Genomic DNA, 12,411 nt, shown 5'->3' on the forward strand with positions numbered 1-12,411 from the left:
CCCAAGGCATCCTGCGCGCTCAATCCTCGCGGGCCGTCGGCAGCGCCGAGGCGGTGGCCGCAGCGAGCGCCAGCAGCGACTGCCAGACCGCTTCGCGCGCATCCATCAGCGCCATGCCGGCCATCCGCACCTCGCGCTCGCTCCGCAGGCGTTCGTCATAGGGGGCACTGCCCTGCGCATGCAGTCGCGCGGCCAGCGCCGCACGCAGCTCGGCATGGCGCGCGCGCTCGCGGGTGGCCCGCAGCCGCTGCTCGTCCAGCGCCAGTCGCGCCAGTGCCCGCTCGACCTCGCGCGCCACCCCGCGTTCGGCCAGCGCCTGCTCCGCCTGTGCAGCGCGTGCCCGGGCGGCCGCCGACGCCCGTCGTGCCTGTCCGCGATCGAACAGCGGCAACGCGATCCGCAGCTCGGGGCCGAATGCGTCCTGCTGCCGGCGCAGACCGAGATCGATGGCGTCGATGCCGCCGGACCGGTCGCTGCGTCGCAACGCCACCCCGGTACGCTCGCGTTCGGCCTCGGCGGCGCGCAGCTCCGGTCGCCGCGAACGCGCCAGCGCGTGCAGGGCTTCGGCATCGATGGCCTGCAGCGGCGGCTCGGGCAGCCGCGCCGGCAGCTGCAGGCCGCCGGCGCCGGCCAGGCCGAGGGCTTCCGCCAGGCGGCTGCGTTCGCGCACCAGCGCAGCGCGGGCGGCGGCGAGGCGGTCCTCGGCTTCGGCCCGCTCCATGGCGACGCGCAGACGCGCCTCCAGGCCGACCGCGCCGGCACCGGCCTGGGCCTCCGACAAGGCATGCAGCTGCTCGGCCAGGGCCAGATCCTCGGCCAGCAGCGCGGCACGCTCGCCCTGGGCCACGCTCGCCACCCATGCGTCCTCGGCTTCCCGCGCCAGCGCCAGCAGCGCGGCGACCGTCTCCGCCTCGGCCCGCCGCAGCGCGGCCTCGGCCTCGGCGATGCGCTGCGGCCGGTCGAGCAGCGCGAACAACGACTGCATCAGTCCGTATTCGAGCATCCAGCCGCCGCCCTCGCGGCGCAACGCCATGGCCGAAGCCATCGGGTCCGGCGCCAGCCCGGCCTGCCAGCGCATCGCCGCCGCGCCGTCCAGTTCCGCCAGCACGGCATGCACGCGCGGATGGTGGCGCAAGGCGAACGCCACCGCATCGCGCGCGTCGGACAGCGCACCCGGCGGCGGCGGCTCGCCCGCCTCGCCGGCCGGCAGCGCAGCGTCGGTCCCGATCGCGTGCAGCGCCGACGCGATGTCGTCGTGGTGTACTCGCGGCGCGGCTGCACAAGCGGCCAGCGCCAGACAGGCGAGCAGGAGGAGACGACGGCTCATCGCGCACCTCCGTCCTGCACAGCGGCGGCGCTCCGCAGCTCGCGCCCCAGCCACAGCCGGTACACCGCCGGGATCACCAGCAGCGACAGCAGCGGCGCGCTCAGCATGCCGCCGAGCATCGGCGCGGCGATGCGCTGCATGGTCGCCGCCCCGGCGCCTTCGGCCAGCATGATGGGTATCAGGCCGGCGACGATGGTGATCACCGTCATCGCCTTGGGGCGGATGCGCCGCAGTGCGCCTTCGGTGAGGGCCTGCACCAGGGCGGCGTCCGAGACCAGCGCGCCGGCCGCGCGCGCGCGGCGCACGGCGCCGTCGAGGTAGATCAGCATCACCACGCCGAACTCGGCGGCCACGCCGGCCAGGGCGATGAAGCCCACCGCCACCGCCACCGACCAGGCGTAGCCCAGCGCCCACAGCAGCCAGACGCCGCCGACCACCGACAGCGGCAGGGTCAGCATGACGATGCCGGCTTCGGCGCCGCGACCGAAGGCGAGGTAGAGCAGGACGAACACCAGCCCGAGGGTCAGCGGCACGGCGATCCACAACCGCGCCGCCGCGCGCTCCATGTAGACGCGGGTGCCGGCCCAGCTCCAGCTGTAGCCGGGCGGCAGCGGCACTTCCGCCAGCGCGCGCTCGGCGCGGGCGATCCAGCCGCCCATGTCGGGGTCGTCGAGGTCGAGGAACACGAACGTGGCCGGGCGGGCGTCCTCGCTGCGGATCATCGGCGGACCATCGGCGATGCGCACCGCGGCCACTGCACCGAGCGGCACATGGCTGCCGACCGGCGTCACCAGCGGCAGCGCCGCCAGCGCCTCCGGCGTATCGCGCCAGTCCGGCGCCAACCGCAGCACCACCGGGTAGCGCTCGCGCCCGGCCAGCAGGCGGGCGACCGGTTCGCCGCCGATCGCGACGGCGATCAGCGTCTGCATCGCGGCCATGTCCAGCCCATGCCGGGCCAGCGCCTCGCGGTCGGGCACGATCTCGACGTAGCGCGCGCCGGCAACCCGCTCGGCGAAGGCCGAGCGGGTTCCGGGCACCGCCTGCAGCGCGGCGGCCAGCCGCGCGGCGACGCGCGACAGTTCGGCCACGTCCGGTCCGTTCACCTGCAGACCGAGCGGCGTGCGCAGGCCGCTGACCTGCATGTTGATGCGGTTGAGGATCGGCGGCACCCAGGCATTGGTCAGGCCGGGCACCTGCACCCGCGCGTCCAGCTCACGCAGCAGGTCGGCGCGGGTCAGGCCGGGACGCCATTCGCGCTCGGGACGGAAAGTGATCACCGTCTCGATCATCGTCAGTGGCGCCGGGTCGGTGGCGGTGTCGGCGCGGCCCGCCTTGCCGAAGACGGTGTCGACCTCGGGCACGGTCTTGATCAGGCGGTTGGTCCGCTGCAGCAGCGCCTGCGCCTCGGCCGGCGACAGGCCGGGCAGCGTGGTCGGCATGTACAGCAGGTCGCCCTCCTCCAGTTCGGGCATGAACTCGCTGCCCAGCCGGCCGGCCGGCCACAGCGTCAGCGCCACCAGCGCCGCCGCCGCGGCCAGGACCAGCCGCGGGCGCTGCAGTGCGAGCGCGAGCAGCGGCCGATAGCCGGCCATCAGCCAGCGCGACAGGCGATGCTCGCCCTCGTCGACGAAGCGACCGCGCACGGCATAGCCCATCAGCACCGGCACCAGCGTCACCGACAGGCCGGCCGTCACTGCCATCGCCCAGGTCTTGGTCCAGGCCAGAGGCGCGAACATCCGACCCTCCTGCGCCTCCAGCATGAACACCGGCAGGAAGGACAGCGCCATCACCAGCAGCGAGAAGAACAGCGCCGGCCCGACCTCGGCCGCGCTCTCGCCGATCAGCCGCCAGTGGGTCGTGCCGCGCGGCGGCGCGCCGTGCACGCGCGCCCACTCGCCCAGCCGCTTGTGGGCGTTCTCGATCATCACCACCGCCGCGTCCACCATCGCGCCGATGGCGATGGCGATGCCGCCCAGCGACATGATGTTGGCGGTGATGCCCTGCCAGCGCATGATCGCCAGCGCCACCAGCACGCCCAGCGGCAGCGCGATCGCGGTCACCAGCGACGAGCGCAGGTGCCACAGGAACAACGCGCACACCGCCAGCACCATCAGCATCTCCTCGACCAGCCGCATCGAGAGGTTCTCGACGGCGCGATCGATCAGCGCCGAGCGGTCGTACACGGTGACGATCTCGACGCCCTCCGGCAGCCCGGGCGCCAGCGCGGCCAGGCGCGCCTTGACCGCGGCGATGACGGCGCGCGCATTGCCACCGTCGCGCATCACCACGATGCCGCCGACCACCTCGCCTTCGCCGTCCAGCTCGGCGATGCCGCGCCGCGCGGCCGGACCCTCGCGCAGCTCGGCGACGTCGCGCAGCAGCAGCGCGCGGCCATCGCGGACCACGCCCAGCGGCGCCGCGCCCAGATCGGCGAGCGAACGCAGATAGCCGATGCCGCGCACCACATACTCGGCTTCGGCCATCTCCAGCAGCGAGCCGCCGCTCTCGGCATTGGCCGCGCGCACCGCCGCCAGCACCTGCTCGAAGCCGAGCCCGTAGGCCTGCAGGCGACGCGGGTCGACGCGCGCCTCGTACTGACGCACGAAGCCGCCGACCGCAGCCACCTCGGCCACCCCCGGCAGACGCTGCAGCTCGAAGCGCAGGAACCAGTCCTGCAACGCGCGCAGATCGGCCAGATCGTGCCGACCGCTGCGGTCGACCAGCGCGTACTGGTAGACCCAGCCGACGCCGGTGGCATCCGGCCCGAGCTGCGGCTCGACGCCGCCCGGCAGTTCGCCGCGCACCTGCGAGAGGTATTCGAGCACCCGCGAGCGTGCCCAGTACGGATCGGTGCCGTCCTCGAACAGCACGTAGACGAACGAATCGCCGAACATCGAAAAGCCGCGCACCGCGCGCGCGCCGGGCACCGCCAGCATGCGGGTGGCGACCGGATAGGTGAGCTGGTCCTCGACGATCTGGGGCGCCTGTCCTGGCCAGGAGGTGCGCACGATCACCTGGGTGTCGGACAGGTCCGGGATCGCGTCCAGCGGCAACGTGCGCACCGAAGCCAGCGCGAACAGGGTCAGCAGCAGCGTCGCCAGCAGCACCAGTGCGCGGTGCGCCAGCGACCAGTGGATCAGCCGGGCGATCACGGCCGCCGCTCCCGGTGCGGATGGCCGTGATGCGCCTGGTCGTCATCCGCGCCGTCGTGCCGGTCGTGACCATCGTCGCCGTGGTCGTGGTCGCCCTGCGGACCGTCATCGGCCTCCGGCACGGCCATCCGCATCCATCCCGACTGCAGCTGCGCCTCGGCGTCGAGCAGGAACTGGCCGGAGAGCACGATCTCGTCCTCGCGCCGCAGCCCCGCGCGGATCTCGATCCAGCCGTCGTGGATCGCGCCGATCGACACCGCGACCGGGCGGAAGCGGCCGTCGGCGTCGAGCCGCACCACGCGGTCGCCGTCGGCGCTGCGGATCACCGCCGCGGCCGGCACCGCCACCTCGGCCAGGTGCATCGCGCCCTCGATCTCGGCGTCCAGCCACGCCCCGAGCGGCAGCAGCCCGTCCGGATCGCGGAGCGGGAAACGCAGCGCCAGCGTCTGCGTCACCGGATCCACCGCCGGTGCGAGGTAGCTGGCCTCTGCCTCCCAATGGCGGCCGGACAGGCCGGGCAGCGTGAAGCGCGCACGTACCCGCTCGCCCAGCTGCAGGCGCTGTGCCGGGAACAGCATCGCCTCGATCCACAGCGCCTGCCGCGGCGCGAGTTCGATCACGGTCGCGCCGGCCGGCACCGCCTCGCCCTCGCGCACCGGCAGCCGCGACACCACGCCGGCGACCGGTGCGCGCAGCGGCAGGCGCCGCCGCGGCTGGCCGGCGGCTAGCACGGCATCGATGTCGCGTGCAGCGATCCCCAGCCGCGACAGCCGTTCGCGCCCCGCGCTCGCGGCCTCGCCGCCGAGCAGCAGTTCGTTCTGCGCCTGCACCAGCTCGGGGGCGTACAGCTCGGCCACCACCGCCCCGGCCTCGACCGGGTCGCCTTCGGCGCGCGGCAGCAGCCGCTCGATCCAGCCGCCACTGCGCGCCGACAGCCGCACCACGCCGCCGGCATCGGGCAGAACCCGCGCGGCGACGCGCAGCCGCGGCGTCATCTCGAGGCGCACCGGATGGCCGGTACGGATGCCCAGGCTCTGCCGCAGCGCCGGGTCCACCGCCACGCCCGCACCGGCTTCGTCGGCGTAGCGGGGCACCAGGTCCATGTCCATGAACGGCGAGCGGCCGGGCGCGTCGAAGTGCACCTCCGGCCGCATCGGGTCGTACCAGTACAGGATGCGGCGCTCGCCGGGCGAGGCCGCGGGCGCGCGCCGCTCCACCAGGTCCATGCCGCAGATCGGGCAGGTTCCCGGCCGGTCGTCGACCACCTGCGGATGCATCGGACAGACGTAGCCCGCGACCGGGGCGGCCACGGCGACCGGATCGCCGACCGCAGCGGGATGCGGCTCATGCGGCGTCCGCCCGCAGGCGGCGAGGATCAGCAGCAGCGCAAGACAGGCACACCAGGCCGGACGCCGCCACGGGCGTGGCGTCCCGGCGCGGAGACGGATTGCGGCGATCATGTCGATACCACCTCGAATACGGCCGAAGGAGCGGGCGCGCGGCCCGGCACGGGGCGGAACTCAGGCGGCGATCGGCGGCCGCAGGTGCGGCGCAGGCGCGGGCCGGGGATGGGACGCGGCGAGGCGTCCGGCCGGGCCGGCGGCGTGCATGGAATGCGTCGCGATCAGACGCAGGTCGGCATGGATCGGCGTCGGCGCCGCGCAGCGCAGCGCGCAGTCGGCATCGCAGTCGGCGAACGGCATGTCGTCGTCGCACGGCATCGGGTTGCCACTCCCGGCCGGCGCCGCGGCCGCGGCATGCGGACAGCAATCCGCCGCCCCCGGCAGCGCACCCGGCCATAGCGCCAGCAGCAGCGCCAACACCAGCAGGCGGGCGACGAGGACGGCGTGGCGCGGAGGGGCGGGGGCCATGCCGCTACTTTAGCGCCGTCGGCGGCGCCGTGGATGACCCAGGTCAAGCGCGGCCGGACCGGGAAGGACCGGAGCGCACACAGGATGCAGGGGCCCGCGGGCCCCTGCGCGCATGGCGAAGGTCGCGCGGTGGAACGACCGTGGGCTCAGTGCACCGGCGTGACATCGACCCGCACGCGGATGCGGTCGCCCGGATGGTAGTCGGTGCGGGTGCGGTAGGTCTGGCCCTGGTAGCGGTAGGTGACGTCGTAGCCCATCACCCGCTCGTCGCGCACGTAGTCGGTGACGGTGCGGCAGCGCTCGGCATAGACCACGCGCTCGTGGGACGGATAGCGAGCGTAGGCGTGGCGGTCGTCGTAACGCTGCGAGTCGCGGGCGATGGCGTGGCCGAGCGCCGCGCCGGCGGCGGTCATGGCGACCTTGCCGCTGCCGCTGCCGAACTGGTTGCCGACCACGCCGCCGACGATGGCGCCGAGCACCGGGCCGGCCGAACTGCGCGGGCGACGATAGTCTTCGTAGACATAACGCTCGCGCACCGGCTCGTCCCAGCACTGCTCGCGGTACACCGGGCGGCTGGACTCGGCGATGATCGGCGCGACGTCGACCACCTTGGCCCAGTCGTAGACAGCGCCGTATTCGTCGTAGTAGTGGCGATCGCGCGGGCCGGCCGCGGCGGTACCGGCGACGGCGGCGATCGCGATGGCAGCGACAGCGAGCACGGAGCGGGAAAGAGAGCGGTTCATGGCGTGGGTCTCCGGGACACCGACCCTTCGGCGTCCTGCGGAAATCACGCTAGGCCGCCGGCGATTAAGTCCGGCTGAACCCGGCGCGGGCATTCAGCCAGGCGACAGTCTGCGCCGCCACCGCGGCGGCCTGCCGACCGAGCAGCGGGCCGACATGGCTGCCGGGCACGCGCAGCAGGTCGGCGCCGATCGCATCGGCGAATCGTGCCGTCAGCGTCGGCGGCACATCCTCGTCGTCGCTGGAGGCGATGGCCAGCACCGGACATGCCGGCGGCGCGACCTCGATGCCCGCGCGCGCGGCATTCAGCACCGCGCCCGACTCGTCGCGCCAGCGGCGGAAGGCGTACAGGCAGGTCGCCTCATCGGCATCGGGCAGCGCCCGCCGCGTGCCGGCCAGCGTGGCTTCGCGTCCCCACGGCACGATGGCCGGATGCGGCGCGCACGCCGGCAGCTCCGCAGCGAACGGCGCCGGCGGCAACGGATTGACCAGCACCAGCGCCGCCGGTGCGACACGCTCGGCCGCCATCAGCGCCAGCAGGCCGCCCAGGCTGGCGCCGACCAGCACGCGCGGCGGCGGCAAGGCGCCGGCCGCGGCGACCGTCTGCGCGAGGTAATCCGGCAGCCGCGTGACCGCCAGGCCGCCGGGCGTCGGCAGCAGATCGGGCGCGGCCGTGCGCCAGCCATGGGCGGCGAACACCCGCTTCCAGACCGTCCACTCCCAGCCGCCGCCGCCGGCGCCGTGGACGAACAGCGCCGACGGCGCGGCCGCCTCAGTCGACAAGCCTGGCGTCCAGGCTCACCGGCACGCCGAGCGCCCGCGAGATCACGCAGTTTCTCTTCGAATCCTCGGCGATGGCGGCGAATGCGTCGGCGCCGATGCCGGGCACTTTCGCGGAAACCTTCAGGTGCACGCCGACGATGCTCGGGCCGGCCGCACCGAGCTCCATCCGCGCCTCGGCCTCGGTCTCGACCCGCTCGGCGACATGACCGGCACGCTCCAGGCTGGCGGCCAGCGCCATGCTGTTGCAACCGGCGTGGGCGGCGGCCAGCAGCTCCTCGGGGTTGGTGCCCACCTCATCGGTGAAGCGGGTGCCGAAGGCGTAGCGCTGGCCGTCGAGCAAGCCGCTCTGGGGGGTGCTCAGGCGCCCCTGCCCCTGTTTCAGCCCGCCCTCCCAGCGGGCGGTGGCACGACGTTGGATCTGCATGGCCTGCCTCCTCCGGTCGATGGGCCTCCCAGTCTACGCCGCGGCGGTTGACCGCGCCGGCCGGGGATGGAAGGCTAGCCGCAGCCGCGCCGGGGAGGCGCGGCCCCGCCATGACCGCCCGCCGAGCGCCATCGCTCGTGGGGCAGCGCTCACCGCGCGGACGACCATGACGGACTCGTCCACCCGTGTCCGGGAGAAGTCCGCTCATGCCCAACTACACCACCTCACAGATCCGCAATGTCGCCTTGGCAGGCCATGCGGGCGCCGGCAAAACCACCCTCTTCGAAGCCCTGCTGCAGGCCGGCGGCACGATCCAGACGGCAGGCACCGTCGAACGCGGCAACACCGTGTCCGACTTCGATCCGATGGAAAAGGCGCGCGGTCATTCGATCAACTCGACCATCGCATCGATCGATCATGGCGGCGTCCACGTCAACCTGATCGACACTCCGGGCTACCCGGACTTCCGCGGCCCGACCCTGTCGGCGCTGGCGGCGGTGGAAACCTGCGCGGTGGTGGTCAACGCCGCGGCCGGCATCGAACACAGCACGCAGCGGCTGATGGATTACGCCAAGGCGCGCCGGCTGTGCCGGCTGCTGGTGGTCAACCGCATCGACGCCGAGGACGCCGACCTCGAGGCGCTGGTCGCGCGGCTGCGCGAGACCTTCGGCCCCGAATGCCTGCCGATCAACCTGCCGGCCAAGGGGCGCAGCAGGGTGGTCGACTGCTTCTTCCGTCCCGACGGCGAGAGCGACTTCGGCACCGTCGCCGAGGCGCACCAGCGGATCATCGACCAGGTGGTCGAGATCAACGAAGAGGTGATGGGCCGCTACCTGGACGAAGGCGAGGCGGGGCTCTCCGGCGATGAGCTGCACGACGCCTTCGAGCAATGCCTGCGCGAAGGCCACCTGGTGCCGATCTGCTTCGTCTCGGCGCGCACCGGCGCCGGCGTGCGCGAGCTGCTCGACCTGATCGAGAAGCTGATGCCCAGCCCGCTGGAAGCCAACCCGCCGCCGTTCGTGAAGGGCAGCGGCGCGAACGCCGAACCAGTGCAGGCGCGACCCGATCCGGACGCCCACGTCATCGCCGACGTGTTCAAGATCGTCAACGACCCCTTCGTCGGCAAGCTCGGCATCTTCCGCATCTACCAGGGCACGGTGCGCCGCGACACCCAGCTGTTCATCGACGACGGCAAGAAGCCGTTCAAGGTCGGCCACCTGTTCAAGCTGCGCGGCAAGGACCACGTCGAGATCGAGGACGCCATCCCCGGCGACATCGCCGCGGTGGCGAAAGTGGAGGAGATCCATTTCGACGCCATCCTCCACGACAGCCACGACGAGGACCACATCCACCTGAAACCGCTGGACTTCCCACAGCCGATGTTCGGGCTGGCAGTGAGCCCGAAGCACAAGGGCCAGGAACAGAAGCTGGCCAATGCGCTGGCGCGGCTGGCGGAGGAGGATCCCTGCTTCCGCGTCGAGCACCACGCCGAGTTGAACGAGACCGTCATCCGCGGCCTCGGCGAGCTGCATCTGCGGGTGATGCTCGAGCGCATGGCCGGGCGCTACGGCGTCGAGGTCGACACCCGGCCGCCGCGCATCGCCTACCGCGAGACCGTCTCGGCCCGCGCCGACGGCCACCACCGGCACAAGAAGCAGACCGGCGGCGCCGGCCAGTTCGGCGAGGTGTTCCTGCGCATCGAGCCGCTGCCGCGCGGCGCCGGCTTCGAGTTCGTCGACGAGGTCAAGGGCGGCACCATCCCGAGCCAGTTCATCCCCGCCGTCGAGAAGGGTGTGCGGCTGGTGCTGGAGACCGGAGCCATCGCCGGCTACCCGCTGCAGGACGTGCGCGTGATCGTCTACGACGGCAAGTCGCATCCGGTCGACTCCAAGGAAGTCGCCTTCATCACCGCCGGAAAGAAGGCCTTCCTCGACGCCATCGCCAAGGCGAGGCCGCTGGTGCTGGAACCGATCGTCAACCTCGACGTGGCGGTGCCCGAACAGCATGTGGGCGACATCACCGGTGGACTGGCCTCGCGACGCGCCCGGATCAACGGCACCGACTCGCTGCGCGGCGGCGAGCTGGTGATCAAGGCGCAGGTGCCGCTGGCCGAGATCGGCGACTACGCCAACGAACTCAAGGCGATCACCGCCGGCCGCGGCCGCTACACCATCGAGTTCAGCCACTACGAACCGGTGCCGCCGAACGTGCAGAAGCAGCTGGTCGAGGCGTACAAGCCCAGGCCGGAAGAGGAGTGATCGGCAAACCGTGCCGGCGGTCACGGCAGCGGTGCCCGGCAGGCTGCACAGTGAAGGCATGAGTGCGCTCTCCGCCATCGCCCTGTCCGGCATCCAGCTGGCCCGGCGCCAGCTGGATGCCGGCGCGCACAACATCGCCAACGCCGCCACCGAAGGCTTCCGCCGTCAGGTCGTGCTGCCGCAGGCGCAGGCCGGCGGCGGCGTCGCCGGCGTGGTGGCGCGCGCGCCGGCCGAGACACCGGGGCTGGCAGTGGAAGACCTGGTCGGCCTGACCCGGGCCCGGCACGGCTTCGAAGCCAACATCAAGTCGCTGGCGGCCGGGCACGCGATGCTCGGCACACTGCTCGACACCTTCGCCTGAACATCGCGGCGATCGCCCGCAGATTGTCCGAATCCGCAACGCACAAGTCCGGAATCCGGATATCCGTGGCGGGCGGCGCGGGCGGATAATGCGCGCCTCCCCCCGCCCTCCCCCGCCATGAAAACCCGCGACCTGATCGACCTGCTCCTGCTCGGCGCGCTCTGGGGCGCGTCGTTCCTGTTCATGCGCCTGGCGGCGCCGGAGTTCGGGCCGATCGCGCTGGTCGAGATGCGGGTCGGGATGGGCGCTCTGTTCCTCGGCGGGCTGGTGCTGCTGGGCTCGGCGCCGCGGCAGCTGCTGGCCGGGCTGCGCGGCCGCTGGCTGCCGCTGACCGTGCTGGCGTTGACCCACATGGTGGTGCCGTTCGCCCTGTTCGCCTATGCCGCGCTCACGATCAACGCCGGCTACGCCGCCATCATCAACGCCACCGCGCCGCTGTGGGCCGGCCTGATCGCCGTGCTGTGGCTGCGCGACCGGCTCGGCTGGGGGCAGGCGCTGGGCCTGCTGGTCGGCTTCGCCGGCGTGGTGGTGCTGGTGTCGGGCAAGCTCTCCGGCGCCGAGGCCCGCGGCGCCGCCGGCCTGGCCTTCGCCGCCTGCACCGGCGCGGCGATCCTCTACGGCTTCGCGGTCAACTACGCCAAGCGCACGGTGGCCGGCGTGCCGCCGCTGCTGATCGCCTTCGCCGCGCTGTCGATCTCCACCCTCATCCTGTTGCCGCCGACGGTCATGACCTGGCCGGCGCGGACGCCCGGCGCGGCCGCCTGGCTGAGCGCGATCGCGCTGGGCGTGGCCTCCACCGGCCTGGCCAACCTCCTGTACTACCGCCTGCTCGAACGCATCGGCCCGGCCCGCGCGATCACCGTGACCTACCTGATCCCGGTGTTCGGCGTGAGCTGGGGTGCGCTGTTCCTGGGCGAGGCGATCACCGCGACGATGCTGCTCGGCGGTGCGGTCGTGCTGCTGGGCGTGGCGCTGGCCAACGGGCTGATCACCCCGGCGCTGCTGCGCCGGCGCGCACCTGCTACCTGACCGACCCGGCCTAGAATGGCGGCATGGACGCGCTCCCGCCCGCCGCCGCCGCCGTGCTGGCCGATGCGATCCTGGTCCTGCACGCGGCCATCGCCGCCTGCGTCGTGCTCGGCCTGCCGCTGTTCCTGCTCGGCGGCTGGCGCGGCTGGCGCTGGGTGCGCAACCTGCCGCTGCGGCTGACCCACCTGCTGCTGATGCTGTACATCGCCGGGCAGGCCTGGCTCGGCCGGCTGTGTCCGCTGACGGTCTGGGAACAGGACCTGCGCCGCCGCGCCGGACAGGCGGCCTACGCGGAATCCTTCGTCGAGCACTGGCTGTCGCGGCTGCTGTTCTTCGAGGCGCCGTGGTGGGTGTTCGTCGCCGCCTACACCGTCGGCCCTGCGAAATTCATCCAAGTGCCGGCAACGTCGTCAGCCACTCGCGCAACGGCGCACCGTGACCGACCTGGCGCCGCCGCCGGGCGCC

The 12,411-nt window shown here is 73.1% G+C and carries 11 protein-coding genes; 4 read left to right on the plus strand and 7 right to left on the minus strand.

Features of this window, described 5'->3' with window-relative positions:
* Positions 1-19: 19 nt before the first annotated feature.
* The 7 genes from HNQ58_RS09335 to HNQ58_RS09365 form a co-directional block, all read right to left on the minus strand.
* Positions 20-1,327 (minus strand): TolC family protein, encoded by a 1,308-nt coding sequence (locus tag HNQ58_RS09335; RefSeq protein WP_183948640.1) that lies wholly within the window; start codon positions 1,325-1,327, stop codon positions 20-22.
* Positions 1,324-4,479, minus strand: coding sequence for a CusA/CzcA family heavy metal efflux RND transporter (locus tag HNQ58_RS09340; RefSeq protein WP_183948641.1), 3,156 nt, complete (start codon positions 4,477-4,479; stop codon positions 1,324-1,326). Before HNQ58_RS09340 ends, HNQ58_RS09335 begins: the two co-directional genes overlap by 4 nt.
* Positions 4,476-5,939: a heavy metal-binding domain-containing protein gene (locus tag HNQ58_RS09345; protein ID WP_183948642.1), complete on the minus strand. Its 1,464-nt coding sequence runs from the start codon at positions 5,937-5,939 to the stop codon at positions 4,476-4,478. The genes HNQ58_RS09340 and HNQ58_RS09345 overlap by 4 nt, the downstream gene beginning before the upstream one ends.
* A gap of 60 nt (positions 5,940-5,999) precedes the next feature.
* Positions 6,000-6,299, minus strand: coding sequence for a hypothetical protein (locus HNQ58_RS09350; RefSeq protein WP_183948643.1), 300 nt, complete (start codon positions 6,297-6,299; stop codon positions 6,000-6,002).
* Positions 6,300-6,496: 197 nt separating this feature from the next.
* A complete protein-coding gene (locus tag HNQ58_RS09355; RefSeq protein WP_183948644.1) occupies positions 6,497-7,093 on the minus strand; it encodes a glycine zipper 2TM domain-containing protein in 597 nt (198 codons plus the stop codon).
* Positions 7,094-7,157: 64 nt separating this feature from the next.
* The gene (locus HNQ58_RS09360) at positions 7,158-7,874 is read right to left on the minus strand and encodes an alpha/beta hydrolase (RefSeq protein ID WP_183948645.1); all 717 of its coding nucleotides are present in this window, start codon (positions 7,872-7,874) and stop codon (positions 7,158-7,160) included.
* Positions 7,864-8,298 (minus strand): OsmC family peroxiredoxin, encoded by a 435-nt coding sequence (locus tag HNQ58_RS09365; protein ID WP_183948646.1) that lies wholly within the window; start codon positions 8,296-8,298, stop codon positions 7,864-7,866. The genes HNQ58_RS09360 and HNQ58_RS09365 overlap by 11 nt, the downstream gene beginning before the upstream one ends.
* Positions 8,299-8,504: 206 nt before the next feature.
* Between HNQ58_RS09365 and fusA the strand changes: the two genes are divergently transcribed.
* The 4 genes from fusA to HNQ58_RS09385 form a co-directional block, all read left to right on the plus strand.
* On the plus strand, positions 8,505-10,556 hold the full coding sequence (fusA, locus tag HNQ58_RS09370) for an elongation factor G (RefSeq protein WP_183948647.1): 2,052 nt from the start codon (positions 8,505-8,507) through the stop codon (positions 10,554-10,556).
* A gap of 58 nt (positions 10,557-10,614) precedes the next feature.
* On the plus strand, positions 10,615-10,917 hold the full coding sequence (locus tag HNQ58_RS09375) for a flagellar basal body protein (protein WP_183948648.1): 303 nt from the start codon (positions 10,615-10,617) through the stop codon (positions 10,915-10,917).
* Between the two features lie 117 nt (positions 10,918-11,034).
* The gene (locus HNQ58_RS09380) at positions 11,035-11,946 is read left to right on the plus strand and encodes a DMT family transporter (RefSeq protein WP_183948649.1); all 912 of its coding nucleotides are present in this window, start codon (positions 11,035-11,037) and stop codon (positions 11,944-11,946) included.
* Positions 11,947-11,969: 23 nt separating this feature from the next.
* Positions 11,970-12,411: DUF2784 domain-containing protein (locus HNQ58_RS09385; protein ID WP_183948650.1), on the plus strand; the 442-nt coding region annotated here is incomplete at its 3' end.

This window comes from Rehaibacterium terrae (assembly GCF_014202935.1).
GTDB lineage: Bacteria > Pseudomonadota > Gammaproteobacteria > Xanthomonadales > Xanthomonadaceae > Rehaibacterium > Rehaibacterium terrae.